This is a genomic window from Desulfofundulus thermobenzoicus, from assembly GCF_009428905.1.
GTDB classification, from domain to species: domain Bacteria; phylum Bacillota; class Desulfotomaculia; order Desulfotomaculales; family Desulfovirgulaceae; genus Desulfofundulus_A; species Desulfofundulus_A thermobenzoicus.
In genome coordinates this window covers 17,973-44,865 of the sequence record NZ_WHYR01000027.1, presented here as the reverse complement: position 1 = coordinate 44,865, position 26,893 = coordinate 17,973, and the positions used below count along the sequence as shown (strand labels likewise).

Genomic DNA, 26,893 nt, shown 5'->3' with positions numbered 1-26,893 from the left:
TGTCGGTGGAATGGGGCAGGGCCATGGCCGCGGCAAAGCGGTTCTGAAAGTCCGGTTCAATGGCCGTTTCCACAAACTCCACCTGCCGGGCAATCCAGGCCGCCTCTTCCCGCTTACCCACATCCAGAAGGGCCAGCTTGGCGCCGTCGCCGGCCGCGTTACCCACGGCCACCACGTCTTCCAGGGCACAGTCCGGGAACATGCCGATGACCATGGCGCTTTCCCGGTCGATATAGCTGCCGAAGGCCCCGGCCAGGGTCACGCTGTCCACTTTATCCACGCCCAATCTTTCCATCAGGTACCGGGCGCCCACATACAGGGCCGCCTTGGCCAGCTGCACCGCCCGCACGTCACCCTGGGTGAAGGTGATATCTTTACCGATGGAGGTTTCCTCGGCCCAGGCCACCACAAATTCTGGCTTGCCGTCTTCACCCTTTCTCACCCGGGGGTGGTCAATTTTCATGTTAAAGCGGCCGCTCTTATTGATCACCCCGGACAGGAAGAGCTGGGCCATAATATCGATGATACCGGAACCGCAGATCCCCTTGGCCTCGGTTTTCTTGATTTCCGGGTACCACTGTTCCTGGCCGATAACCTTGTAGGTAACATCCAGGGTTTCGGGATTGATGCGGATTTTTTCAATGGCTCCCGGAGCGGCACGCATACCAAATTTAATCTGCGCCCCTTCCAGCGCCGGGCCGGTGGCGCAGGAGGTACACAAAAGGCGCTTTTCATTGCCCAGGTCAATTTCCCCGTTGGTGCCGATGTCAATGACCAGGCGGATTTTTTCCTTTTCCCGGTAGGGTTCCTCGGCGATGAGCACGGCCACGTTGTCCGGGCCCACAAATCCCGATTCCACCGGCAGGGTATGCACCATGGCCGCCCGGCAGATATTGATACCCAGGTCCCGGGCCTTGATGTTCCGGGAGGATTTGGTTCCCGGGGCAAAGGGGGAACGGCCCAGGAATTTGGGATCGATGCACAGGGCGATGTGCTGCATGGCCGTGTTGAAAACCAGGGTCATGTCGGCAATGTCGGCCGGTGAAAGGCCGATCTTTTCGGTCATGCGCTGGGCCAGGGTGTTCAACCCTTCCACGATGGCTTTATGCATTTTTTCCAGACCGTCGTCATTCATCATGGAGTAGGTGATGCGCGAGAGCACATCTTCCCCGTAGCGCACCTGGGGGTTCATCATGGAATCCACCACCAGCACCTCACCGGTGCGCAGGTCACACAGGTAGGCGGCCACGGTGGTGGTGCCGATATCCACCGCCAGGCCGATGAGGGTCTCCTTAAGGCCGGGTTCCACGCGGATGATTTCCCGGTTGTTCCACACGGTGGCGGTTACCTTCCACTGTCCTTCCCGCACCACGCCGGGCAGGTCCCGCAACACATGGTAGTCTATTTCCAGATCCGCAGGCAGGTCGTATTTCTCGTGCAGGGCCTCCCGCAGCCGTTCATAGTCCCCCCGGTGGTCTTCCAGGGTGGCCGCGGCCATTTCCACGTAATACTTGCGCACGGCCGGGTCCAGTTTGAAGTGGCGCTCCTTGCCCGTTTCCAGCACCACCTGTTTGGCGCCCCGGCTTTCCTCGGGCACAAAGACCAGCACGTCGCCCAGCACTTCGCAGCAGCAGGCCAGGCGGTAATTGTCCGCTATCTCCCCTTCGGTCAGGAATTCCTTTTCTTCCTCCTGCAGGGCGGACAGGTGACTCATATAGGACTCAATGCCGAATTTTTCAAAAAAGCCTTCCTCAATCTTTACCTTGCATTTGCCACAAACTTTAACTCCTCCGCAGACGCTCTCAATATCCACGCCCAGTTCCCGGGCCGCCTCCAAAAGGGTTAAACCGTGTTCCACTTTTCCCCGCCGGCCGGAGGGCTGGAAGATTACCTGGTGCTGCACTTTTACTCTATCCTCCCCCACAACACTCTAGCTTCCTTTGCTGCCACATCTTCTAAAGCGAAGGGAACCACAGGGGGCCACCGGCTTTCAGTGGCCAAATAACCAATCCGTTTACATATCTCTCAATGAGGCAATCATATCGATGGCTTCCTTCAGGGCGTTGCTGGCATCCTTGGCGTAACCGTCGGCGCCAAAGCGGTCGGCGATTTCATCGGTCACCGGGGCACCGCCAATCATAATGCGTGCCTTGGGGTTCTTTTCCTTGATGGCCTTGATAATGTCTTTCATGCCCACCATGGTGGTGGTCATCATGGCGGAGAGGGCCACGATTTCCGAATCGGTTCTGAGCTGCTCTTCCACAAATTTCTCCAGGGGCACGTCTTTCCCCAGGTCGTGCACCTCGAAGCCGGCCGCCTCAAACATGATCTTCACCAGGTTTTTACCGATATCATGCACGTCGCCCTGCACCACACCCATAACCACCTGACCCTTGGGCTTGCCTTCCTCACCCGTGGACTTCATGTGGGGTCGCAGGATATCCAGACCGGCATAAAGGGCGTCGGCGCACATGAGGAGTTCGGGGACAAAGTATTCCTGGATTTCATACAGGCGACCCGCCTCTTTCATCCCGGCCACCAGACCGTCAAAAACCGCCTCATTGGCGTCGATACCCTCGGCCAGCACCGCATTGGCCGCCTCCCGGACCTTGTCTTCATCATAATTGAGCACCCCATCCGCCAGCTGTTCCAGCAACTCTTTTTTCCTTTCTTCCGATGCCATTGTGCAATTCCCCTTTCCCTTGTTTTTATGGTTTAATTTTTGCACTTTACAACCGATACAAAATTCTCTGAATACTGGATCGCTGCCTGCTCCCTGTAGATTTTCGCTCTTCCGCCATAACCGCGATTATTTTTGCCTGTTTCTTCCTGCCCCCTCCTTTCCAGCAATGGTTCAATTTGTGTTATAGCGTTTATATTAATTGCTCTGCTACTAAACTTTTATCTGCAAACCACCTTTTTGAGACAGCTGTTGCAAAAATTTTAATGCACCATTGCTCCCGAAAAAAGTTTTAATCGCCCAATGGAATAATTCCCATGCCGAACGGTCGTTACTTCATCCCGAATGGTTTACCCCGGAACTCCTGACACAGGTGGGAAATCCTTTCCATCCCTTCAATCAGCCGGGGACCCGGCCGGCAGAGCCAGTGGCACGGGATGGTAAAAACCATTCCCTCCTGCACCGCAGCGACCCCAGCCAGAAGGGGATGATTTTTGATCTTTTCCACATCCCGCATACAGGGGGGATTTTTCAGTGTGCAGCCCGGGCACCTTTTGCGGGGCGGCGCAAATGGGTTCTGGCCGCAGGCCAGTATGATTTCCGGGTCAAAGCCGGTAATATCATCCCTGGATAAAAAAATGGCGGATTTATCTTCCCCGGCCGGCATGAGGGCTGCACCGGCCATGCCCAGGGCATCATATTGTATGGAAGCGGGGCCGGGAGTAACCAGGGGTTCTTCCCCCATGATAAACATAACCCGCGGCCGGGGGAAATCCCTTACCCTTTCCCGAAGGAGAACCACCCTTTCTTTAAGTCCGGCCACCAACCGGTGACCCTCTTCCCCGGCCCCGGTTATTTCCGCCAGGTCGTCCATCCCCTGGAGCAACTCCTGTACCGTACGGGGAGCAAAATGAAAAACCCTTGCCCCCATCTGCAACAGCTTTTCACCGCAGTCATGATGTATGGGCCCCCCGGCCAGGACCAGGTCGGGGCGCAGGGCCATAATTTTTTCCGGCTCCGGACGGTTGAAAAAGCCTACCCGATCTTTAGCAGCTACTGGAGGCGGGTAGTCACAGTGGGCCGTCACCCCCACCACCTGTTCCCCCAGCCCCAGGGCAAAAAGGATCTCCGTGTGCGCCGGCACCAGCGATACTATGCGCATTTTCATTTACCACCTGCCCTAAATACGGAATGCCGCAGCGGCGGAAACCGGCCGCCTGAGCGCCCCCATTACCCAAACCCGTTCCGCAGCCACAGGACTAAAACCCGGTTCAGCTGAAAAAAACTATTTTTCAGAACAGGTCTTTTATTTCTTTTGCTTCAATTCCAAACCCCGTGCAATCACCGATTGCACAGCCGGTTTACATCAGCGGCCGGTCGGGTTTTTGGTCAGGCATTGTTTACCCGTATTGGCCCCGGTATGTTTCTGGATGTCGATCAGGGAGGAGCAGCAACCCTGCTGAATGTGGTTCATTATTTCCCAATCCGTCACCCCGGCACAGTAACAGACCGGCACCGGGCCGGTGTGCTCCTTGAACCATACCGGCACTTTTAGATCCTTTTCGTTAAACACAATGTCGCCGTTAAAGTAAGCCACCGGGCATTGCGGTGTGATACACAGATGAAATCCGTCCCCTGTGGTCAAAGGAAGATATTCATCTTTTACCAGGGCGGCCACCGTCACCTGTTTCACCGGTAATCCTGGCCGGCGGCACCGGGGACAGGACACTCCCGCGGCGCCGGACGGACCGGAACCACAAATATCATTGGACACGCTAAATCACCTTCTGGAATTTTTCTTTACACTAACTTACGTTTTCATATAGGCCTGCCGGTTTACCTCCCCCGTTTTGACAAAGCCAAAATTTTTCATCACATCTTCCACCAGGGCCATAACCTCCGGGGGTGCGATAAACACCAGCACGTTCCTCTGGTTTTCCTTAATGGGCTGCCCGTACTCCTCGAGGACATACCGGCCCATTACATTGTTATAAAGATAAGTCTTCCCGTTCTCCCGAATAAAACCCTTGGCCCGGACCACCCCCGGGGGCAATTGCCCGCTCATATCCTCAATGGCGGACAGGGGGCCTCCCTTCCAGAAGAAAGAAGCAGAAATGAGCAGATCCGGGGGTGTGATGGAAGCACGGGGATCGGATAACATATCTTCCACGTACTGTTCCAGTTCCACATCGGTCATTTGTGGAATCACCACCGCCCACTCCTTTGTGGTGGAGGATTCCAGGGAAAGCAGATCCCGTACGTCAACCCGGGCGTAGGTGGTTTCCATAAACTGCGGGTCCGGGTGATAGCGGGCAATTAGTTCTTTAATTTCTTCAATTTGTTCCCGGGAGGCCAGATCTGTTTTGTTGATAATAAATCTGGTGGATGAAGCGATCTGGTGCTCCACCGAAGCGTAGACCTGAAAGGCGTCCAAAAAGTTGGCTGCGTCCACTACACAAAATTGCTCCTTAAACCGGAAAATCCCCTGAAAGACGGACAACTCCAGATCCTTTTTCATATCTGCGGGGTTGGCCACACCCGTGGCCTCAACCAGTAAAATATCCGGCTTTATTTTATGGGCGATCTCGTAAAGCCCTTTGATGAAGTCGGTTTTCACACAGGCACAGAAAATGGACCCCTTGCTTACCTCCAGGATATCCAGATCTTCCCCTGCCACCAGGGTGCCGTCAATGCCGATTTCCCCGAACTCGTTCATTAAAATCATCAGTTTATAATCTTTGGGCATCTGGCCGATTATCTGATTTAAAAGGGTGGTCTTGCCACTGCCCAGAAAACCGGTGATCAGATAGACATCTATGCTCTCGGCCATAGGGGACCCTCCCGGTTCAATATAATGTTTCCACCCGAAAACTGTCGTCGGCGAAGGCCATAATGTTATGACAGAACTTGCATACGGCCATACCCTGATCTTCTCTGCTCAACAGGTTCCACATGGCCCGGTAACGGTGTAAAACGTTTTCGTCCAGCGCCCCGGCCAGTTCCTGCGGGGCTTCCAGCTGTCTGATGCGGTCATGTTTGCCGCAGTAGGGGCAGATGACGCCAAACAAAACCACATCCGTTTCGGGGAGGCCATGATCAAGGATTAAATTTTTAAAGTCTTCGATGATTTTGAGATCCATACCATCTCCACCCCTTTACAACAGGTTCGTCACTTTTATCCCGGGAGATCATCAAAGTCATACCTTTGTCCCGGTATCATTGTCGGCCCGGGCAAAACATAAGGGTGACTCCAGGGTATCGTCAAAGTACGTCTGTCCACCGAACATCCAGTGTTTGCCGGTGGCGACTTTGACGTGGTCCTGGAGTGACTATGACAAGATCCTGCACATTTACCCGCCCGTCAGGTTCTCAGCAGCACTTGTAGGCCCTCAAGATCCTTTCATCCATCCGGAAATAAAACTTGGCAAAGGACGTGCCGTCATTACGGGCGCGTATCCCGTGCAGGGTATCGGCCAGTTCAATGGTGCTGCGCAGGTGGGTAATCATGATCAGCTGCCTGTTTTCGGCCAGCCTTTTGAATAATTTCTGCATATGGTGGTGATTGGTCCAGTCCAGCGAGGGCTCCACCTCGTCGAACATGTAAAAGGGGCTGGGCAGCTCCTCAAAAAAGGCCAGATGCAAAGCCAGCGAACAGATGGTTTTTTCCCCGCCGGAAAGGAGGATGGAGTTTCTCATCCCCTTGCCGGGAAAAGCCATTTCCACGATCAGACCCGGCCCCCGGCCGGTGGCCGCCAGCAAAAGATGCCCATCACTATCGGGAATTAGCATTTTCAACATCTGTTTAAACCCGTTATTCAGTTTTGCCACCAGATCATCATTGACCGGGCGGGGGTGGAACAGATCAGCTAAATATTTCAAGCGATCCTCAGGGTCAAGGGCGAGAAAGTTGTTTATTTCCTCCTGGCGGATTAGCGTTTTTTTCGCATTGAGCAGCCCGGTTTCCTTTATCCGCTGCTGGTAGTCAACCTGGGCAATTTCCTCCTCATCAAGTAAAAACCTCTCCCGGCCAAGGCGATCCCTCTGCCGGGTCATTTGCATCCCCGGCGCCTTTTTCTCCAGACCCAGCTTCAGGGCCAGGGTTACGGCTGCCGTTTCTGCCGGAGGATATTCCCGGGTGCCGCTGAAGAACAGATCGGTGTCACTGTGGCAGCGCAGGCGATGCAAGTCACTTTCCCCCAGTGCCCAGGCAATGGCATCCAGGATATTGGATTTGCCCACACCGTTGCTGCCGATGATCACCCCGATTCCTGGTTTAAAGTTGATAACGATCTCCGTGGCATAGGACTTGAAACCATGAATTTTCACTTCTTCCAGATACACCGGGCTTCCCCTCCCCAAGCCACACTCGCTGGTCATTAAACAATCCCCAGCTATAACAATTTTCAACTGGATATTCGCTTTAATATTGCGGCAATTAAATCTTCCCGGGGCGGAATGGCGGACTCATACACCAGTTCACCGTTAAGGGCAATGGAAGGTATGACCTTTGCTTTTAGCTCCGCCTTGCGCTCGATACCTTCCCGGGTTTTGACATTCCAAATATGCGCTTCAATGAGATCCTGAATTTCCTGCGGTAAAGCCTTTACCGCTTCCGCCATGTAGGCTCCCGATGCTCACTGGTCGGTTAATAAAATGTCTACTGTCACCCTGGCCATACAGTTTACCTCCAGTCTTGATGAAACGATCATAGCAGATCCAGCTGCCCCGAAGGGACATCCCATCCCGGCCATACTTGGCTTTACCGGATTTTACTTATGTCGTTCTTTGATGGCGGCAATCAAATCTTCCTGGAGAGGTATTTCCGCTTCAAAAACCAGTTCATTGTTCAGGGCGATGCTGGGCAGGGATCTGGCCTTCAGTTCCATAAAACGCTTTATCCCTTCCCTGGTACGCATATCCCACTCACGTACCTCGATTATATCCTGTATCTCCGGCGGTAAAACCTTTACCGCTTCCGCCATATAGACACAGGCCGCTCATTGACGAAAATCAGTCAGCAGTACATCCACCAGTACCCTGCCCATCCTTCTCCCCCCTTACGGGCCGTTACCTCAAAGGAATCCTATTCTCCATGCCCACCAGCTAAACCATTTCAAAAGATACCTTCAGCTGTTCATTCTCCCAGGCCAGCAGGGCATATTGATAACCTCCGTTACCGGCCACGGGCCCTACGTTGATAAAATCCACCTTTCCCAAACGCTCATGCTTCCATAAACCGGTAGAGGCAAACAACAACGTATCCACGGAAAACTGTTCGGTCATGGTGGTCAGCGCCGGATAAACCGTTTCGTTGCGCAAATAGTCCGACAAATTGGCCACCATGAGCAATTCCAGGGAATAGGGGGCGAAATCGGAAAAACCGCTCAACTCCTGGATGAAGCCGCCGTAAAAGCCCAGGACACGTCGCCCACCCAGTTGAAGGCGCAGGTACAGGGGGGCCTGCAGGAGGTAATCCTGATTTTTGGGGTCGGCGCAGAACAGGGTGCGGTCAAAGGGGCCCAGCAGGGAAACCATTTTCTCCCCGCGGGCCAGTTCCACCACCCGGTCGTTTTCCCCGTCCGGCCCGGTGAGGTTGCCCAGACAAAAGACGCCGTCCGCCGGCCGGGAAAGCAAGGCCTGCAGTGCCTTTACACTTCCATTGATATCGGCGCATACCACCACCCGCTGGTATGTCCCGGGCGCATCGTAAACCCTTATGGATTCTTCTTTCAATTCCCCGGCCAGGGCCATCTGCACGGCCCGGTAGAGCTGATCCGGACAGGAAGTGTCATTGCGGCACTGAATACCCTTCATCAACGGCAAAACCTTTTCGATCTCCTGCCCTTCCAGCAGCCGGCTGATCAGCCGGGCATTGCCCCGGCACCCGCCGCCCACAAAACGCACGCTGGTTAAAATATTGCCGGATAAGTCAAAGTGAATTTCAGGAGGGCAGATGCCCTTTGTCCTGTATATATACATAACTAGCCACCTGACTGTAAAATATCTTGAATGGCCTTTTGCAATTCTTCCACCGGCGGGGTAATGTTAAAATAAAGCCGGCCGTTTAAGAAAATGGACGGGATGGGGGCGGGTTTTCCCAGCTGTTTTGACAGCTCCCGGTAGCGCCGCCCCCCCTCTTCCCGCCGCAGGTAAACCAGCTGGATTTTCACCTGATCACCGAAGCCGGCCACCGCCTCTTCGGCGGTTTCCAGCATGTAGACGCAGGGGATGCAGTGGTCGCCCTCATAGATAATTTCCAGCAGTACGCTTTGCAATTTTATCCCCCCGGACCGCTTTTTAGATCATTCCGCATTCCTGCAGGGCGCTGACCAGGGTTTCCCTGTCGGGGCACACGCCCATGATTCTCACCAGATCGCCCACAATTACAGCCGGGGTGGCGGAAATTTTCAGTTCCTCCAGGCGGGAGGCCGGCCCCCTGTGAATAGTTATGTCCACCTTTTCGCCAAATTCCCCCTGGATACCCTCCAGCAACCGGGACAGAGCAATGCCACCGGAACAGGGGGGTACGGACAGGAAGGCCTCAATACTTACTTTAGACATAATCCACCCTCCCTCAAGGCGTTAAGCAGGGTAGAACGGGTGGGCACAACCCCTTCGATTTTGATATAACCGTTAATCACCACCGCCGGAACGCAGAACATATTATATTCGTTAAACTTCTCCAGCCCCTCTTCACCCACATACTTTTTAAAATCTATTTCTCCACCATACTCACCGGCCACCGCCTCACAAAGTTTTAAAATCTCCAGGCAACCGGGACAGGGAGGATTACCGCTGAAGACCTCCATTTTAACGGACACGTCAATCCCCCATTTCCTTCCTGATCAGCTCCACCAGTTCCGGTTCTTTAAGCAGCCTGCCGGCAGATACCACCCTGCCATTCATCACCACGGCGGGAGTAATCACAATACCGTATTTCTGCCCTGTTTCCGAAAGGGCGTCCTGCTTTTCCACCGCCACCTCTCCCGGGGGAAAACGGGCCGCCGCCTGCCGGGCCTCTTTTTCGGCCTGCAGGCATTTCTGGCATGGTGGCGTGGTGCCAAAAATCAGTATATTCACCCTTTTTCCCATATATCCTCTTCCTTTACGGCGTCGTATTATCTGAGTTAGCACACATTATCAAACATCACCGGAATCACACCCGTACCTATGTCACAGGGGAAAATGATCCTTGCAACTGCAGTTGCCAGCCTTACCGCGCATCAAGGGCTCCAGCAGCCTGTGGAACAACAGGGCCGCCAGGGACCCCCCCACCAGGGGAGCAAGTATATAAACGGTAAAAAAACCGCCCCGGGGACCGGGAATGGCCACCTGCCCCCAACCGGCCAGAAAGGCAAACAGCCGGGGGCCGAAATCCCGGGCCGGGTTAAACCCGGCCATGGTCAGGGGAGCAAAAATGCTGATCAAAACAGTTACGGTTAATCCGATTAAAATGGGCGCCACGTCGCTGGAGGGCCGACCCACATTGCATCCTTCCGTCAGGGCGAAAATAACCAACACCAACCAGAAGGTACCCAGGGCTTCCACCCCAAAGGCACCCCCCAGCGAAACGGAACAGGTCACGGGAGAAGAAGGATTGGGGTAATATTCGCCGAAAAGCATGGCGGTGAGCACAGATTCGGGAGCACCGCGCACAATATGCCGGGCCGTCTCCACAGCGGCCATGGAAGGGGAAAAAACGGCGTAAACGGCGGCTCCGGCAAGAAAACCACCGGTTAACTGGGCCAGCCAGTATACGGGCAGTTTGCGCACGTCCATACGCCCGGCAATAACCATGGCCAGACTGACGGCCGGATTTAAATGGGCGCAGGAAAGATGCCGGGTGGCATAAATGGCCAGGGTCACCCCAATCCCCCAAACCACGGCCACCTGCAAAAGTCCGGTGTGGGCCGCAAAAAGCACCGTTACGGCCACCGTGCTGCACCCGAAAAACACCAGCATAAAGGTGCCCAGCAATTCACCGGCGAAACTGTGCCCGTAATCCCCCGTCATTTTCCGTTCCCCCCGCGGCAAATGAAATCTTCGATGCTCTGCGCCAGTTCCTCCACTGAAGGTATGCGGTCAAATACCATCTCACCGTTAATAAAAATCGACGGAATGGGTGCGTGACAGTGGAGCTTTCTCACATCCTCCTCCCCGTACAGGGAAACGGAAAGTTCATAAAAACGCCGGGCGCCGTCTTTTTGCAAGATATAAATCTTTTCCCATTCCACCTGGCGGGGGAAAAGGGGGACCACAGCCTCCACCACCTTTGCGGCATAATAGCAGGAAAGGTTGTGATCCCCAGCATAAATTACTTCCAGGCGCAAGGGCTTCATTCCACTTTGGAATCCCTTCTGGTATGCTGACCGGCACCCGCTTTTTCCAGGTTCTCCTTAATTCTGTCGAAATCGAAGCCCACATCCCGTAAGGACATGATCCGGTCCTTCATTTCCGGTGTGGGGGCTCTTTTGGCCAGTTCGTCAATCAGTTCTTCGTACTGGGGAATGACACTTTCAAAGACCAGATCACCTTCAATGCAGATGGTGGGCAACACCCGCCCCTGCAGCTCCAGGAATTTTTCAATGCCCGACTGGTTCTTGATGGACCATTCCTTGTATTCAATCATCTCCTGCACGTCGGGGGGCATGGCCGCAATGGACTCCATCATGTAGCCACAGGCGGCGCACTGCACGCTGTCCAGGGTAAGCACATCAATCTTGATTTTCCGCTCGGACACGTTTTACCCCCCTTTTTTACCAGGATTCGGGATACTTGGCATAGTACTTTTCAAACCATTCCCTGGCTTCCAGCACCTGCTCCATGTGTTCCGCCGGAACATCATAGGGCATGTCTCACCCGGGGGCGAAGACGTAACCGTGGGTACCGCCGGCAGCCAGGCTGACAATTGCGTCCTCCCGGGGGGAAATAATACCCAGGGAAAGGGCCAGGGTCAGCTTGAGGTTGCCGCCGAAACCCACACCGTACTTCCGGGCCAGGTCCCGCACAAAGGTCAAGTTCAGTTGCTCGTCAATGGCAAAGCCGTGGGTGCCGATCTGGCAAACCGACTCCAGCACTTTTGTGGCGTCGCCACAGATAAAGAAGGTGGAAGTTTTCCCCCGGTCATGAATGATCTTGATGGCATCCTGACAGTAGGGGGTGACAAACTCTTTGAACGTGGCGTCCCGGATCTGTGAAGCCACCGGGTCCACAATGGCGATGATATCACAGTCCATGTCACAGTACATTTCCACCGACTTGGTCACAACCCGGGAACAAAAATCCAAAACATGATGGGCCTTTTCCTTGTTTTTCACCACATCGGTAAAGATGCGCACACCGGCCAGGTGGCTGGCCAGGGTCAGGGGCCCGCAGGCCAGGCCCATCAAGGCGCAATCCAGTTCGTCCAGCTGGGGTTTGGCTATTTTGGCCGCTTCAAACAGGACGGGCCACCGGCCGTCACCGGGACCGGGCACTTTTAAACCGGCCTCTTCCACGGTTTTATCGGAAAGAGGGTGGGACTGCACCGACGGTACGTTATCCTTCCAGTATTTGATTTCCAGGCCCATGGATTCAGATTCCACTGAAAGGTCGAAAACCAGGGGTATACCGTCGGCCTTATATTTCCTGGCGGTTTCCACCACCCCTTTGGCCAACAATTGGGGATCCTTTAAAAATTTGTCGGCCGGTTCATTAATGACAAAGGCGCTGTGCACGCCGGAATAGGGCACCCAGGGCGGCTTGGCGGTCCTTTTGCCCCGGATGGCGTCAATCAATATTTGCTTGGCCACATTTTACCCCCCCTTAACCGTTTTGAACATTTTTCCCTTGTCCTCGTTTCTGGCAATTTCGACTTTTTTGTTTTTTCACCCCCCGCTGAGCCGCCATGTGGGAAACCTTCTTATGCTGCCCACCCGGACCTTTAAGCCCGGGCTCCCTTCACCCCTGATCCGGAGTGAAATCCCATACTAGAAAGTTTACCAAAGACATTTATAAAAGGATTATTATTATTATTTCAAAACGTTTAACTAATTTGCTCTCTGACTAAACTTTGAGCAAAAAGAAAACCTTTTCGAAGCTGCTTTTATATAAGGTTATTTTATAAGGAATAGCCGGCCATGTAAATTTTTCTCCCATGAATGGGCATTTATAGACACCCAAAGGTTAAAAATCCTCCCCCAATGGTCGCCACCCCTAGCCGGCACTATAAACGGCCGGGTTGTTTTTTATGGACACCAGGAGATCGATGGCCGCCTTCAAAGCCCGGGAAGCGTTGGGAGCGTAACCATTGGCCCCCCAGCGGGCGGCTATTTTTTCCGTCAGCGGTGCCCCACCTACCATCACCTGCACCCCCGGATTATCCTCCTTTAGCCTGGCAATAACCCGTCTCATTTCCAGCATGGTGGTGGTCATCATGGTGGAAAGGCAGACCAGATCGGGTTTTAAACGCCGGTATTCCCGAAGAAAAGTATCCAGAGGTACGTCCCGCCCCAGGTCGTAAACCTCGAAACTGGAAACCTCAAACATCATTTTGACGATATTTTTGCCGATATCATGGATATCCCCCTCCACTACACCCATCAGCACCCTTCCCTTTATACCCACATCTTTTTTTTCCACATGTTTTTTCAGCAATTCCAGCCCTTTATAGAGGACATCGGCACACAGAATCATCTCGGGAATAAAGTAAACTTGCTCTTCATAAAGCCGGCCCACTTCTTCGATACCCGGAACCAGGCCTTCAAAAATGGCCCGAGCCGCATCCACTCCTGTTTCAATACATTCCCGTGCCGCCCGAACCACACCTTCTTCATCAAAATTAATCACCGCATCCCGCAGGTCGGCGAGCAACTCCTTTTCCCTTCGCTGACACATCACGCTACCTACCCCCATCCCGAATTTTTATGGTCCTTTTGGGCAATAATGGTCAAGCCAGAATATTTTGAATACGGCTCAAAACGCTCCTGCCAGTATCTTCTACGGGCACCAGGATGCATCAGCGGCATTTTTGACAGAAAGAATGATTTCCACGGCCTTTTTTAAGGCCTGGTGGGCATTGGGCGCATACCCGCAGGCCCCCCACCGCCTGGCCATATCCTCGTTTAAAGGGGCGCCCCCCACCATCACCTTCACCCGCGGGTTGCGTTCCTGCAGCACTTTAACCACCTTTTTCATTTCGGCCAGGGTGGTGGTCATCATGGTGGAAAGACAGACTATATCCGGACGCACCTTGCGGTGCTCGGACAGAAACCGCTGTAGAGGCACGTCCCGCCCCAGATCGATGACCTCGAAACCGGCCCCTTCCAACATCATTTTCACCAGGTTCTTCCCAATATCATGGATGTCCCCCTCCACCACGCCGATAATAACCGTACCCCTCACGCCGAGATCCTTTTTTCCCATGTGTTCCTTAAAAATAGCCAGCCCCCGGTATAAAACCTCGGCACAGAGGAGGAGCTCCGGAATAAAATAAACCTGCTCCTCGTAGAGGCGGCTTACCTCCTGTATGCCGGGGGCCAGTCCTTCGAAGATAGCCTTTTGGACATCCAGGCCATGGCGAAAGGCCTCTTCAATGGCAGCCACCAGCTCTTCTTCGTTATAATCCACCACTGCTTCTTTTAAACGGGATAGCAGCTTTTCTTCTTGTTCCGGATCCAACACCCACCCCCACCTCCGGATCCCTTACATCCTGATCGTAAAGGGTAAAAGCACCCACTGACAATAGCCGAACCATCAACGGCCTAAATTTAACCCCGAGAGGTTGCCGGCCGGCATGCTGGTTTAAAGCAGCTGGCGATTCTGTTTAAAAAACTGTATAAAATTGAGTATATATTTCATTTCATTGGCTTCAAAATCCCTTACCGCCCGCAAAACGGCCTGCACATTGGGGTCCCCCAGGGTTTCCAGAACGTCGGGGTTCATGGTGGCCAGCAGGTCTTCCACGTCATCCTGTTTGGTTAAAAAATAACTGACTGAAGTATGCAACGCCCTGGCAATGCTCTCCAGAGTATCCAGCAGGGGAGTGGTTTGTCCGTTTTCAATCTGGCTTAACAAACCGGGGGAGACTCCTGCCTTATCTGCTAAGGCTGCCACTGTCAATCCCTGCTTTTGTCGCAACCGGCGCAAACGGTAGCCCAAACTATGGGAGCGGTCGGTTTGTTCCAGAAAGTAGCGCAGGCTGATGTTCAATGCGGCGGAAAGCTTCTTTAAATCCTCCAGATCGGGAGAGGCCTGGCCGTTTTCAAACTTTTCCAAAAGCGAAACCGGCAATTCGCTTATTTCCGCCAGATCATCGATGGACAATCCCCTGCTCTCCCGGATAAATCGCAGTTTATCTCCCGTAAGGGCATCATCATTGTCGCCGACCAGGTATGATACCGAAACATTAAGAGCCTCGCTAATTTTGTTTAACATGGGGATGGACGGCTTGCGGATTTCCCTTTCCACAGCGCTCAAATAAGAAGGGGATATATTTAACTGCCGGGCCAACTCGGTCAGCGTAATGCCCCGCTCCCGGCGGAAATCCCTGATTTTCTGCCCCAGACTCATCCCGCCCACCCTTTTCATTAAACGGTTTTGTCACCGGGTTCTTGTGTTGATGCCATCATAGCACAGCACCGGAATGGGATCAAGAGGCCTTCCCGAATTCCATTATGAACCGGCGGTATGAATCGTACATGACCGGCATTAAAACCTTGAAGCGATACCATTTCAGAAACAATCCTCTTCAAATCGCACCAGCAATAGTAATAACAAAACCGCCGGCGGATTATGGTGCAGCCAAAATCCACAGGCGGGAAAGAAAAATATTTCGAAATCCCTGCCGGCAATGAAGGTGCCGGGCCCGTTTGAGCAAATAGATTTCCAATATTGCGCTGTTACTAAACCAAAAGACATTCTGGAGACTCCAATATTGGGATGGCCACTCCCCATCACACCCTTTTAGAAGTGGCATTCCAGTCAACATCCGGCATGTCGTCGCAGACCCGGTATCCGAACACCATGCGGCGATCACCACCATGGAAACGGGAACTGCTCCTTTTTCCGGCGCCGCCGATGGAGCGGGGCTCATCCACATGCAGGCAATCCAGCAGGGCGGCGGAAATCCGGCCCACCGCCAGGTCGGAGCCAATGACCAGCACCTTGCTTTCACAAAACCGGCCGTTAACCGGGGAAAGAACAGCGCCGGAGGGAAGGTAATCCAAACGCACCCACCCCTCTTTGCAGTAGAAAATGCCCTTGGCCCGGGCCACCTGACCCATGTCCGGCCCGGAAAAATCCTCCGTAAGGCGTAAGAGTTTCTTTTGCGAAAAAAGGCCGTGAAACTTGCGGGAAAAACTGTAGTAGCTGGGTATATCCCCGGCATTCTGGGGCCCAATACCCTTGAAGGGCTTTTTAGCGGCCAAACGACTCTTTTCAATAACTACCTGCAATTCCGCCTGATCCACCTGCCCGTAACTGGCACAAAGACATGGTGCCCCCGGATTGACGGCCTGCAACCTCCCGGTTATATCCAGCACCTTTTCCCGCGGCAGCAAATCGCATTTATTTAAAACAAGCACATCAGCCCGGCTGATCTGGGAGCACAAAAAATAAGGGTACTGGTTATAGAGATCATCGAAGGCGCGGGCGTCAATCAAGTGGGTAATATTGATCCGATAATTGGTCAAAGGGCGACCCAGAATCCGGATGGCCGCCAGCAGGCCCTGTACCGCGGCGGTCCCCGGGTATTCGATAATAAGCCTGTCCGGGGCCAGGGATCTGGCCACCAGGGGAATTTGCCTGGCCAGGTCGGCGCTCAAAGTGCAGTAAATGCATTCGCTGCCCAGTTCCAGTACATCGGGAGTATCCTGGGCCAGCAGGGCACCATCGATACCCACCTCTCCAAATTCACCCACCAGAACGACCACCCGTTCCCGGGGGGTCAGTTCCCTCACCAGATGCTGGATGAAGGATGTTTTTCCACTGCCCAGATAACCTGTTACAATATTCACTAGCATACGCATAACACCCTGTCCGTTCGTTCTGGCCGTAAAGGCCGCCGTTAGAAATAAGCGTAATGTAAATTAAACGGAATGGGAAAATACCGGGGGAAGCCACACCCCCTTTTCGGCCAAATACCGGGGCGGATTTACCTGGTTAAATTTTTGTACTTTATTTTACTGCAAATATATACCGCCTGTAAAGCTATTTTCCGCCAACGGTCGGAGTTTCCGGCAGGTGGAAGCCGACGCAATCTTCAGGCTTCATGTCGGCCGCCCCATAGGCGGCCAGAATATTTTCCACCCTCATCCCGTCAATCAGGCCGCTGCAGGTGCCGAAGATGAACCCTCCGCCGGGGGCGGCGGCGGCAAGCAGTGAATGAACCTTTTGTTGCAGCTCCCGGGGGCTGCGGGGCAGGATCAACTCCTCCGGATCCAGGTTGCCCCACAGGCACAGGCGGTCACCATATAGCCGTTTGATCCGGCCGATGTCCATGCCGGCCGCCGGTTCCAGGCACTGCAGGCCGTGAAAGCCGGTTTGAACGATGTCCTCCAGCAGATCATTCAGATTGCCGTCGGAGTGAAAGAAAACCGGTACCCCCAGGGCAGCCGCCCGGGATACCTGCCGGACCAGGGAAGGGAAAAAATGCCGGCGCAGGACGGCCGGGTGGGCCACCGGGCCCCGCCGGTAGGCCATGTCATCGGCAATGAGCACGCCCATGGCCCCCATACCGGCAGCCCGCTCCACCAGCTCCAGGTTATATTTTTCCACCATGCAGATCAGGTCCGCCAGTTCCGTGGACTCACGGGCCACGGCGCAAAAAAACCGTTCGTAGCCCCACAGCCTGCATCCCCAGCCGAAGGCCCCCTCCAGCAGGACGAAGACAAAAAGGTCGGTCTGCCGCACCCACCGGTCCAGATCCGGCCAGGACACTGCCGCCGCTGGGGGCATCCCACCGCCGGCCGCCTCAAGGGGATAAACCGGGGACAGGCAGATGATGTCCAGTTCCAGGCGCCGGGCAAATTCCCGGCGCTCCTCGAATCCCACCGCGGGGCAGCCCAGAAGGCGCCGCACCACGGCATCGTCAATGTATAACTCGCCCCGGGGCACCCGGTCGGGTACCCGGTGGGCAATGGCCAGGGCCACCCTTTCTTTCCCGTGCATAAAATGCCCCCGCATTGTAGTGGTACGTCCCGCTGCACAGGCCTCGAAGCCTTGATTTACGGGCATTTTACTTTTAAAGGTTTCAAATCCCTTTGAGGCCCGAATATTTGATAGGCGAGATCATGTACATTTAAAGGATTAACAGTTTCAAATCCCCCGGACCTGTGCAAAACTGCCGGCATTGTTTTGCTCCGCCACCAGCGGGGGAAAGATCAGTTCGGACAAAAAGGTATCGTTAAAGGCCGGCGCCGCCGTAAGTTCCAGGTATTTGACCCGCCGGGCCACATCTTCCGCCCGCCGGCGTTCGGACAGGGAGAGCAGGGCCAGCCGGGCGCCGGTGCCGGCGGCGTTGCCCACCTGGCGGAAACGCTCCGGGGGCAGGCCGGGAAACATGCCGATGGCCAGGGCGCTGCTCAACTGCAGGTGGGTGCCGAAGGCGCCGGCCACCACCACCTGTTCGATATCATCTTCTTTTAAACCGGCCTCCTGCAGCAAAAGTTTCGTTCCGCTGGCGATGGCCGCCTTGGCCAGCTGGATTTCGTTGATATCCTTCTGGGTGATTACCAGGTCGTGACCGGCGCCGCTTTCCGCCGCCGGCACCAGCAGGTATTCGGCAATCCCTTTCTCACCGGCCAGGCGCACCCGGGGATGGCTGCGATCCAGACGGCCGTTGTCGTTGATCACCCCTTCCCGGTACAGTTCGGCCACGGCGTCCAGCACCCCGGAACCACAAATGCCCAGGGGAGGCTTCCCGCCGATGGTCTCCCAGAATACCTGCATGCCTGCGCCGGACAGGCGCACCTGGCTGATGGCGCCGTCCACCGCCCGCATACCCTGCTGGATGTGCGCCCCTTCAAAGGCCGGGCCGGAGGCACAGGAACAGGAGATCATCTCCCCACCCCGGGCGAGCACAATTTCCGTATTGGTGCCGATGTCCAGCCCCAGGGTGACCGGACCCGCCTCATCGATGCGGCTGCCCAGGATCATGGCCACGTGATCGCCGCCCACAAAACCGGCAATGGGCGGCATCAGGTAAACCACCGCACCGGGGGCCATGTCCAGACCCAGCTCCCGGGCCTTCACCTCCACCGGCACCGTGGCCGCAGGCACGTAGGGCGCCCGGGCCAGTTGCTCCACGGGCAGGCCCAGGAGCAGGTGGTGCATGGCCGTATTGCCCACAATCACCGCCTCTTCCACCGCCTGCAGTAAGACCCCGGCCTTTGCGGCCAGGGTGTGCAGCAGGCGGTTGAGCCCGTCCCGGATTACCTGCGTAATACGGCGGTAATTCTCCGCCCCTTCCATGACATAGGCCAGGCGGCTCATCACATCTTCCCCGTAGGCGATCTGGGGATTTAAAATCCCTTCACCGGCCAGGGTGGCCCCCCTTTCCAGATCCACCAGAAAACCGGCCACCTTGGTGGTCCCCAGGTCCACAGCCAGTCCCAGAGGGGCGGTGGGTGCACCGGTGAAAAAAATGTTTACTACCTCCCGCCCCCGGACGGTCACAGTGGCCACCCCTTCTTCCGCCAGGGAAGGAGTCAGGCGTATCAAATCCCCGTCCACCCGCACCTCCGGCAGACCGTAGTCTTCCCTCAGGGAGCGTTCCACCTGCTGCCAGACGGGCCGGGGATAATTGATGGTGGTAGCCTGCAACTCCAGCCTGTGACGCCTGATGTTTGGATCGGGAACAACGGTAATATCCGTTCCTTCCAGCTGCAATTCCTGCCGGCCGGTGAGGGATTCGGCCGGCAACTCCACCTTCACCGGTCCCAGCACCGCCGCCTGGCAGGCCAGGCGGTAGCCGGCCGCCAGTTCCTCTTTTTTCAACAGCCTCTTTTCGGACTCAGTAACGGGGGATAATAATCCTTCCGGCACCCTTACCCGGCAGCGGCCGCAGAGCCCTTTGCCGCCGCAGGGGGCAACCATACCGCCGTCACCAAACAGGTCCATACCCCGGGCCGCTTCCAGGATGGTTTGCCCTTCTTCCACCCGCACCCGGCGGCCCACGGGCTCAAAGTCAACTGTAAACGGCAATTACTGCACCCCATTCCACTGCAAACACAATTCCACACCCCGGCGGGCGTCGGTCACCCACTGGTCCGCCCCGGCGTAGGCCCGCACCCGTTCATTGACCAGGCCGCCGATAAGCACCCGTACCCGCTGCTCCCGTTCAATCATCCGCACCAGGCGCACCGTGCGCTTCAAAACGTCAAAGCAGGAGGTGAGCAGGGTGGACAGGCAGAGGATCTGGGAGCCGGTTTTGTTCAGCCAGTAAATAAACTTGTCCGGCGGCACATTCACCCCCAGGTCGTAAACCTCGAAACCGTGGCAGCGCAAAAGGGAAATGGTTATATTCTTGCCGATATCGTGAATATCCCCTTCCACCGTACCGAAGACTATTTTACCCGCCGTGGCCGGTTTTTCCCCACCCGCCAGAACGGGATTCAGAATGTGCATAATTTCCTGAAAGATTTCCCCCGATAATACCAGATCTCCCAGGAAATACTCCCCCCGGGAATAACGTTCACCCACCGCGGCCAGACCGCTTTTACACTCCTCCACAATATCCAGCGGCGGCACTCCGGCAGTCAACTTATCCCGCACCAGCTCTAAAGCCAGTTTTTCATTTAACTCGCTGAGGGCCCAGACCAGCGACGGCAATTCAATCACCCCCCGTTAAAGGCCGCACTTCCGAAACCAGGGTATACCGGTCACCGCGGTAGACAAAGAAACCATAGCCCACCGGGTTATCATCGGCGGCGAAAAGAACCTGCTCCACACACAGGACCGGCGACCCGGGCGGTATCTGGAGCAAAAGGGCATCCTCCTCCGCCGCCACCCCCGCCTGCAGCATCATCCGGCTGCGTACGGGCAACACCTCGTTGTGCAGGGCAATCACTTCCGCAAAAGCCCGGTACTGCAGCTCGTTTTCCAGCACGGGGCGTCCCCGGTTGTAGCGCATGTATTTACGCTCCAGGGCCACGGGAATTTTATCGGCCAATAACAGCCGGCAGAAGTGCAGCACCCGCTCGCCCTCCGCCAGGGCCAGCCGGGCGGCCACCTCCCGGGTGGCCCGGAGCACCCGGGCGGCGATCAACCTGGCTTCCGGCCGCAGGCCGCGGCGGTGCATATCCTGGTGAAACTCTTCCATGGTAAAAACGGCCCGGTCCAGAGCCGGCCTGGAAACAAAAGTGCCCCGCCCCTGCCGGGCGTAAACCAGTCCCCGTTCGGCCAGCACATTAAGACACTTACGCACCGTCATGCGGCTTAATTCGTACTCTCTGCCCAGATCCGTTTCCGAAGGCAAAGAATCGCCGGGTTTCAGCTCTCCGGAGAGTATCTTCCGTTCCAGAATGCGGGCCAGCTGGTAATAAGGCGGTACAAAAGAGTTTTTGTCAATCTTGTTACCGGCCAAATACTTTACCTGCCCTCCCCCAATATTCTACGAAAGTTAATCAGCTATTCCATCTTAATCATTATGGCCGCCGCCTGTCAACCCGGCTGGCCCGGTCCGGCCCGGCTCAGGGGGCAGCTGCGCTTTAAACTGCAGTAATGGCAGTGATTATCTGCGCTTTCCGGCAGGCTGCGACCCACGCCCATAACCAGGCTGACGGTTTTTTTCGGTAACATCAGCCCGCTCTCCAGGATGCGCACGCCCATGGCCTGCGGCTGCAGCAGGTCGTAGATCACCCGCTGGTCCTGCAGGTCCGGCCAGTAAGAATGGCCCGGCCCCAGGGGAATGGTGGTTTGCAGGTCCCGGGCGTGAAACTGTTCTCCGATCCGGCCGGCCAGAAGGCGCCCGGCGGCATCGATAAAGGCGGTGCCGGCGGCATCCAGTACGTAGGCCTCCGCCGGCCGTCCCTGCCGGGTATACTCCTGCACCCGCCGGTCCAGCTCTTCGCCCAGGGTACAGATGATCAGCACCAGGCTTTCCGCTGAACCGGCCAGGCGGGCCAGCAAACGGCTGGTCAGCGTACCGCCGCCGGCCAGGCGGATTTGCCGGCCGTCGGCCCCTTCCACCGCCACCGTCCGGCTCACCCCCCGGGGACGGACCAGCTGCCGCGCTTCCTGCAGCATTTTCAGGTGCAGTTCCCGGGTGGCCGGCGGGGGTGCCTGCCGGTAACTGGCCCCTTCGGCGCGATAAATATCCTTTACGGTGATGTCCACATGCAGGTCGTAATAATCTATCGAACCATTCATTGCGGAACTACTCTTCCTGACCTGTTAAATAGTTAAAGTACGGCAAAAAGAAGCTCTATACCTTTAACTTTCCCTGCTGGTAACAGCGGATGTACTGCATGCAGAACCTGTCTTTATTCAACAGCGCTTCCGTGGCATACACCAGCGCCATCAAGGTGCTGTCCAGCGGGTCGGCGATGACGGCATCAAGCCCGCTGGCCATACTCAACACCACGTAGGCCCGGTTCAGGTGCCGGCGTTCCGGCAACCCGAAGGATACGTTGCTCAATCCCGAAACAAAATGCAGGCCCCTGAACCTGGACGACATTTCTTCCATGAGGCGCAATGTCTCCACCACCGTTTCTGGATTGGTGGCCACGGAGCGCACCAGGGGGTCGAAGTAAATATCGTCAACCGGTATCCCGGCATCCAGGAGGTCGTTGACCAGTTTTACGCCAACCTCCAGAGCCCGGTCTTTATTGGCGGGGATGCCTTTTTCGTCCATACAGAGGGCCACCACGGACGCACCGTACTCCTTCACCAGGGGTAATACTTTTTTATACCTTTCGGTTTCCCCGCTGATGGAATTGATCATTGCTTTACCCCGGTGCACGCTTAAACCGGCGGCCAGGGCCTTGTAATTGGGGCTGTCAATGCATAAGGGGACATCGGCAATTTCCTGGACGGTTTTCACCAGCCATTCCATGGTAGCCGGCTCTTCCCGGGCATCCAGGGTGCCGCAGTTTACATCAAGCATGTGCGCCCCGGCGTTTACCTGATTTAATACCTCTTCGCGGATAGATGCGACATCTTTGGCTCGAACCGCCCTGTCCATGCTTTTACGGGTGGAATTGATTCTCTCGCCGATAATTAACATAACATAACCGCCTCCCGGCATTGCGCCCCCGGCCGGAGCAATCTCCGGCCGGGGGTGTTTTGGTTTTAAGAATAAATCTTCTTACAAATGTTAACACCCGTCATGGCGTCTTCCGCATAATAGTCGGCGCCCGTAAACTGCCGGACCTGCTCATTGCACGGGGCTCCCCCGATGATGATGGTCACCTTATCCCTTAAGCCGGCTTTGGTAACAGCTTCCACCACGGTTTTCATCTCGGGGTAGGTGAAATTGAGCAGGGCGCTCAAGCCAAGGACCCTGGCCCCGGTTTCTTTGAGTGCTTCTACAAATTTTTCCGCAGGCACGTCCACGCCAAGGTCGGTGACCTCAAAACCGGAACCGCGCAAGAGATTTGCCACAATGTTTTTGCCTATATCGTGAATGTCGCCCTTAACCGTACCTATGACAACCTTCCCCACCGAAACGCCCGGCCCGGATTTCGGCATAACGGGCTCCAGCATATTCATGACATTTTTAAAGATCTCCGCAGAAAATATCAGCTGGCTTAAGAAGTACACCCCCGAGGAAAACAGCTCACCGACACCAACCATCCCTTCATTGCATTCAGCAATTATGTCCAGGGGGGATGTGCCGTTCTTTATTTTATCTTCAACCAGTTGATAAACACTTTTTTCATCCAGGTCTTTAAGTGCTTGTGCCAGTGCTGACATTTCTATCTTCCTCCTCATTGATCATTGAATTTTGCCCGCCCCCCTACAGGGGCCGGAATACTTTTTCCCATTAGAGCAACCATTGCCAGATCCACGTATAGCCCATGATCTCCAGCAATTCCCACGGCTTGCGGATCAGGTCCTCATCACCCAGCACGCCTCCGAGCTCGGCCAGTTTTTCTTCCCATGGGGTCACCATTTTGAGCCTGACCGGGGCCTTTGACCCACCCGGTTGCGAAACCATGGGCGCCGGGGTTATGCGCGTATCATACGTCCCGTACTCAATTATGGCATCGATCATCGCCCTGTAATTCTCCGGCTTTGTATCGTAGGGTATGTTGCATCCCCCGTTGATGATAAATCCCCCATCCCTGCCCACTGTTTCGCAGAGAAGCTTGACCCTTTCACGTATTTCCTGCGGTGTGCCCAGGATGAACATTGAATCCGGTATCCCGCCGGCCAGGCACTGGTGATTTCCTATTACCTCTTTCGCTTTAAAAACATCCCCCTGGTTGTCGATATCACATAAAACCTTCCCTTTCGGCAGCTCCAGCATGTGATGCAGATGGTGTCCCCAGTCCCCTTCCAGGTACGCCCTGACGGTATATCCCGCTTCGATCAGGCGCTCCATGGTTTTCTTAAACGAGGGCCAGTAAAATGTATCAAATTGCTTGGGCGACAGGAAGCACGCCTTGTGGGTTGGTACGAAAATGGGATACCGCTTCAACGGGTCCGCCGTTGACAGGGCAAGGTTCACCATTTCATCGACCAGAACATCGCAGGCCTCCAGCACCCTGTCCGGCTGGCGGTAAATATCAAGCAGTATTCCCCGCAGGCCCCTCATGGCATCGGCCAGGGCATCGAAGGGTGCCAGGAAGAATCCGGTCATGGGCTGGGGCATGCCCAGTTTTTGCTCCAGGTAAACCGATCTGTTTCTCATGATCTGGGACATCATCACCTGGGCCATGCCGCCTTTTAAAAGAGCCATCCGAGCCCGGATAGTACCTGGTTCAGCCAGCTCACCGAGCAACCGGGGGAGAAGGCGGTCCATCATAAACTCCACCGGGTTGTTTATGAACACATCGTACTCATCGGCTTTCATGTATTCGTCTTCGACAAATTGAAACTGTGTCCCGGGGGGCAGGTCGCGCCCGGGAAGTTTATAGGTTTTGCAACCCACTGCATCGTACAGGGGCCCCCAGATCCTGTTGTCACGAAGGACGTCAACTTCAGGAAAGTCCCGGATGAAAGCCTCTTCCGCCCGGAGCCACTTTTCGCTGTCATAGATGGTCTCCTGTTTTGTGTTTCCCGAATATACCTCGGCAAAATAGTTGCTGCCCGTTGCTATGGGCATCCGGTCAGTCTTTTCCAGGGCAATGGTGGCCTGGTAGCGACCAAGCCTTTTTTCGTAGAGCTGTTTAATCTCTTCCGGCATTGCAGAACCTCCCATTAATTAATTTTGGATTAAGCCATAATACGGTCTGTCCCCCCGCAGGGTCACGCACAGGTTTTCCTTTTTACAGAAAGCTTGTCGCTGTAAAAGCCACTTCAAGATTTACCTCCTTTCAGTCCAATTTAAATTTGTTATAACCGTTTATTTTCCGGTCTCACAGGGAGCAGTAGCAATATACCAACCAGGGGACCGGCGGCCATAATCCACCACACCGATGCAAAGTTGCCCGTGAAATCGATTGACCAGCCGAGTACCACGGGGCCAATCATGGACGCCAGCTGGAAAATGAAATTGGCCGTTCCGTTGGCCGTGGCTGCCCATTCCCTGCCGGCAAACTCGGAAATCATCACGGTAAGATGCGGGTTGGCCAGGTAGGAACAGAATCCGAAAGCAAACCCCAGGATGGACAGCATGGTCATGGAAGTCTGGTAACCAAAAGCTACTGTCAGGGGAATGATCAGGGCATAGGAAACAATGAGGATGTTTTTTCTCTGGCCTATTTTGTCGGAAATGTAGCCGGATACCAGCGGGGCCAGGGCACCGCCTATCCCGTAAAAGATCATCACCAGACCTGCTGCCTCTACGGAAAACCCCAGCTTCTTCACATAGGCGTTTGCCCAGGTGGCCGTGCCCAGCTCCACCCACATCAGGCAGAAACCTGCCAGCGCGGTAAGAATCAGGTCTTTGCTCCCAAAAACAACTTTGAACCCGCCGAAAATGCTTCCGGTGCTTTTAATTTCATCGGAAGTACGAACCAGAATAAATATTAAAACACCCACCACGGCTGTGGCCAGGCCGATGGCCTGGAATGCGCCCTGCCAGCCGAACGATTTATTCAGCGCCGGTACAATGTAATTTGACAGGACGATACCACCGGAAGGGGCCGCCAGCATTATCCCAAAGGCAGTACCGCGTTCCCTGGCGGGAAACCATTCCATCAAAGCACGAGAACAGGCGGCATATACGGCTCCCGCGCCCAGACCGGTGATGACCCTGAGCCAGAACCCCGTGTCAAATGTGGTCATATAACCCATGGCAAAGGTGCTTATACCTTCAATGATCAGGCTCATTGCCAGTATTATCCGGACCCCGAAACGGTCTGCCAGTACTCCCGCCGGGATCTGGGTAATAATGTATCCAAAATAAAATGCGCTCATAAACGCCCCGGCCTGCGTCATCTTCATACCCAGAGCCGGCACCACAACCGGAATCAGGGGCGGCCAGGCGAACCTGGTTATGAACGTAAACAAAAAACAGCCGACCATAAGAGCAAGGATTACCCACCGGTATTTACTTGCTTCTTTGGCGCCGGCAGAGACCGTTGTTGCCATGATATAATCCCTCCCAACTCTATCCCGTGGCATCCCGGATCTGTGGTCGTAATGCCATGAGAACCATTTCCAAGCGTTTTTCATTTTTTCTCCATAATACATTTTTTCGCCATTATACATTAGACGCCCATGCCGCTTATAAGCGGCACCAGCAAAGGATGAAAACAGGTTCGTACCGAATTATTCCTTTTTGGGTTGACGACAGATATTGGGTGATCTGTTGCATTTTGGGACGATTTATTTTCGGGGCAGAAAATTTTTTAAGACGTAACGATGACTCCCTTACTGCAGGCCTCCCTCCCATATTTCCAGCGTCATATTAAAGATTTCAGCGAATTAAGAGCTCTACCATCACCTCCACAATTACCCATACTTACTCTGGTTGGGGATAGACGTATATACGACTATACCTGAGCATTCGACATGGCTTCTTCAGATTCCTTCTGCATGCAATAAATTTTAAAAAATTTTTTCATGGTTCGTCTAGTTCCCAGGAGCGGGAAAAGAGGCACCTTAGATTTCTCAACCGGCAGGTAT

32 protein-coding genes are annotated in these 26,893 nt (G+C 54.9%); all 32 read right to left on the bottom strand.

Annotated features, from left to right (window positions below; translation table 11 throughout):
* The coding region (locus tag GFC01_RS10885) for an ASKHA domain-containing protein (RefSeq protein WP_341473911.1) at window positions 1-1,903 on the bottom strand (1,903 nt) is incomplete at its 3' end.
* A gap of 111 nt (window positions 1,904-2,014) precedes the next feature.
* Window positions 2,015-2,683: a corrinoid protein gene (locus GFC01_RS10880; RefSeq protein WP_152947132.1), complete on the bottom strand. Its 669-nt coding sequence runs from the start codon at window positions 2,681-2,683 to the stop codon at window positions 2,015-2,017.
* Window positions 2,684-3,011: 328 nt separating this feature from the next.
* The gene (locus GFC01_RS10875; protein WP_194174905.1) at window positions 3,012-3,842 is read right to left on the bottom strand and encodes an ABC transporter substrate-binding protein; all 831 of its coding nucleotides are present in this window, start codon (window positions 3,840-3,842) and stop codon (window positions 3,012-3,014) included.
* A 204-nt stretch (window positions 3,843-4,046) separates the two neighbouring features.
* A complete protein-coding gene (locus GFC01_RS10870; protein WP_341473910.1) occupies window positions 4,047-4,454 on the bottom strand; it encodes a (2Fe-2S)-binding protein in 408 nt (135 codons plus the stop codon).
* Window positions 4,455-4,490: 36 nt separating this feature from the next.
* A complete protein-coding gene (locus GFC01_RS10865) occupies window positions 4,491-5,510 on the bottom strand; it encodes a CobW family GTP-binding protein (RefSeq protein WP_152947128.1) in 1,020 nt (339 codons plus the stop codon).
* 16 nt (window positions 5,511-5,526) lie between these two features.
* The gene (locus tag GFC01_RS10860; RefSeq protein ID WP_152947126.1) at window positions 5,527-5,820 is read right to left on the bottom strand and encodes a hypothetical protein; all 294 of its coding nucleotides are present in this window, start codon (window positions 5,818-5,820) and stop codon (window positions 5,527-5,529) included.
* A 229-nt stretch (window positions 5,821-6,049) separates the two neighbouring features.
* Entirely contained in the window at window positions 6,050-7,021 is a 972-nt protein-coding gene (locus GFC01_RS10855; RefSeq protein WP_194174904.1) for an AAA family ATPase, read from the bottom strand.
* Between the two features lie 62 nt (window positions 7,022-7,083).
* Window positions 7,084-7,299, bottom strand: coding sequence for a hypothetical protein (locus GFC01_RS10850; RefSeq protein ID WP_152947122.1), 216 nt, complete (start codon window positions 7,297-7,299; stop codon window positions 7,084-7,086).
* A gap of 150 nt (window positions 7,300-7,449) precedes the next feature.
* Window positions 7,450-7,662, bottom strand: coding sequence for a thioredoxin domain-containing protein (locus GFC01_RS10845; protein WP_152947120.1), 213 nt, complete (start codon window positions 7,660-7,662; stop codon window positions 7,450-7,452).
* Window positions 7,663-7,783: 121 nt separating this feature from the next.
* Window positions 7,784-8,659, bottom strand: coding sequence for a TIGR03905 family TSCPD domain-containing protein (locus GFC01_RS10840; protein WP_152947118.1), 876 nt, complete (start codon window positions 8,657-8,659; stop codon window positions 7,784-7,786).
* A gap of 2 nt (window positions 8,660-8,661) precedes the next feature.
* Entirely contained in the window at window positions 8,662-8,955 is a 294-nt protein-coding gene (locus GFC01_RS10835) for an HUIPC motif thioredoxin-like (seleno)protein (protein WP_152947116.1), read from the bottom strand.
* Window positions 8,956-8,977: 22 nt separating this feature from the next.
* Window positions 8,978-9,241 carry a hypothetical protein gene (locus GFC01_RS10830; RefSeq protein ID WP_152947114.1) on the bottom strand — a complete coding sequence of 88 codons (264 nt, stop codon included), beginning with the start codon at window positions 9,239-9,241 and terminating at the stop codon, window positions 8,978-8,980.
* Entirely contained in the window at window positions 9,229-9,501 is a 273-nt protein-coding gene (locus GFC01_RS10825; protein WP_152947112.1) for a thioredoxin family protein, read from the bottom strand. Before GFC01_RS10825 ends, GFC01_RS10830 begins: the two co-directional genes overlap by 13 nt.
* 1 nt (window position 9,502) lies before the next feature.
* Window positions 9,503-9,772: a thioredoxin family protein gene (locus GFC01_RS10820; RefSeq protein WP_152947109.1), complete on the bottom strand. Its 270-nt coding sequence runs from the start codon at window positions 9,770-9,772 to the stop codon at window positions 9,503-9,505.
* 81 nt (window positions 9,773-9,853) lie between these two features.
* Window positions 9,854-10,693: an MIP/aquaporin family protein gene (locus GFC01_RS10815; RefSeq protein WP_152947107.1), complete on the bottom strand. Its 840-nt coding sequence runs from the start codon at window positions 10,691-10,693 to the stop codon at window positions 9,854-9,856.
* The gene (locus GFC01_RS10810) at window positions 10,690-11,019 is read right to left on the bottom strand and encodes a hypothetical protein (RefSeq protein WP_152947105.1); all 330 of its coding nucleotides are present in this window, start codon (window positions 11,017-11,019) and stop codon (window positions 10,690-10,692) included. The genes GFC01_RS10815 and GFC01_RS10810 overlap by 4 nt, the downstream gene beginning before the upstream one ends.
* Entirely contained in the window at window positions 11,016-11,420 is a 405-nt protein-coding gene (locus GFC01_RS10805; protein WP_152947103.1) for a hypothetical protein, read from the bottom strand. Before GFC01_RS10805 ends, GFC01_RS10810 begins: the two co-directional genes overlap by 4 nt.
* 115 nt (window positions 11,421-11,535) lie before the next feature.
* On the bottom strand, window positions 11,536-12,471 hold the full coding sequence (locus GFC01_RS10800) for a uroporphyrinogen decarboxylase family protein (protein ID WP_152947101.1): 936 nt from the start codon (window positions 12,469-12,471) through the stop codon (window positions 11,536-11,538).
* A gap of 403 nt (window positions 12,472-12,874) precedes the next feature.
* A complete protein-coding gene (locus GFC01_RS10795) occupies window positions 12,875-13,555 on the bottom strand; it encodes a cobalamin B12-binding domain-containing protein (protein WP_152947139.1) in 681 nt (226 codons plus the stop codon).
* 102 nt (window positions 13,556-13,657) lie between these two features.
* The gene (locus GFC01_RS10790; RefSeq protein WP_341473909.1) at window positions 13,658-14,341 is read right to left on the bottom strand and encodes a corrinoid protein; all 684 of its coding nucleotides are present in this window, start codon (window positions 14,339-14,341) and stop codon (window positions 13,658-13,660) included.
* A gap of 120 nt (window positions 14,342-14,461) precedes the next feature.
* Window positions 14,462-15,229: a helix-turn-helix domain-containing protein gene (locus tag GFC01_RS10785; RefSeq protein ID WP_152947097.1), complete on the bottom strand. Its 768-nt coding sequence runs from the start codon at window positions 15,227-15,229 to the stop codon at window positions 14,462-14,464.
* A 162-nt stretch (window positions 15,230-15,391) separates the two neighbouring features.
* Window positions 15,392-15,577 carry a hypothetical protein gene (locus GFC01_RS10780; RefSeq protein WP_152947095.1) on the bottom strand — a complete coding sequence of 62 codons (186 nt, stop codon included), beginning with the start codon at window positions 15,575-15,577 and terminating at the stop codon, window positions 15,392-15,394.
* A gap of 35 nt (window positions 15,578-15,612) precedes the next feature.
* Window positions 15,613-16,680, bottom strand: coding sequence for a CobW family GTP-binding protein (locus GFC01_RS10775; protein ID WP_194174903.1), 1,068 nt, complete (start codon window positions 16,678-16,680; stop codon window positions 15,613-15,615).
* A 187-nt stretch (window positions 16,681-16,867) separates the two neighbouring features.
* A complete protein-coding gene (locus tag GFC01_RS10770; RefSeq protein WP_194174902.1) occupies window positions 16,868-17,827 on the bottom strand; it encodes a uroporphyrinogen decarboxylase family protein in 960 nt (319 codons plus the stop codon).
* Window positions 17,828-17,974: 147 nt separating this feature from the next.
* A complete protein-coding gene (locus GFC01_RS10765; protein WP_152947089.1) occupies window positions 17,975-19,861 on the bottom strand; it encodes an ASKHA domain-containing protein in 1,887 nt (628 codons plus the stop codon).
* A complete protein-coding gene (locus GFC01_RS10760) occupies window positions 19,862-20,488 on the bottom strand; it encodes a cobalamin B12-binding domain-containing protein (protein WP_152947087.1) in 627 nt (208 codons plus the stop codon).
* 1 nt (window position 20,489) lies between these two features.
* Window positions 20,490-21,242: a GntR family transcriptional regulator gene (locus GFC01_RS10755; protein ID WP_152947085.1), complete on the bottom strand. Its 753-nt coding sequence runs from the start codon at window positions 21,240-21,242 to the stop codon at window positions 20,490-20,492.
* 77 nt (window positions 21,243-21,319) lie between these two features.
* Window positions 21,320-22,027 (bottom strand): Vitamin B12 dependent methionine synthase activation subunit, encoded by a 708-nt coding sequence (locus GFC01_RS10750; protein WP_152947083.1) that lies wholly within the window; start codon window positions 22,025-22,027, stop codon window positions 21,320-21,322.
* 55 nt (window positions 22,028-22,082) lie between these two features.
* Entirely contained in the window at window positions 22,083-22,883 is an 801-nt protein-coding gene (locus GFC01_RS10745) for a dihydropteroate synthase (RefSeq protein WP_152947081.1), read from the bottom strand.
* Window positions 22,884-22,948: 65 nt separating this feature from the next.
* Window positions 22,949-23,572, bottom strand: a complete 624-nt coding sequence (locus GFC01_RS10740; protein ID WP_152947079.1) for a cobalamin B12-binding domain-containing protein — start codon at window positions 23,570-23,572, stop codon at window positions 22,949-22,951.
* Window positions 23,573-23,642: 70 nt separating this feature from the next.
* On the bottom strand, window positions 23,643-25,007 hold the full coding sequence (locus GFC01_RS10735) for a uroporphyrinogen decarboxylase family protein (protein WP_152947077.1): 1,365 nt from the start codon (window positions 25,005-25,007) through the stop codon (window positions 23,643-23,645).
* Window positions 25,008-25,156: 149 nt separating this feature from the next.
* Complete coding sequence (locus tag GFC01_RS10730) at window positions 25,157-26,356, bottom strand: MFS transporter (protein ID WP_152947075.1); 1,200 nt, start codon at window positions 26,354-26,356, stop codon at window positions 25,157-25,159.
* Window positions 26,357-26,893: the final 537 nt, after the last annotated feature.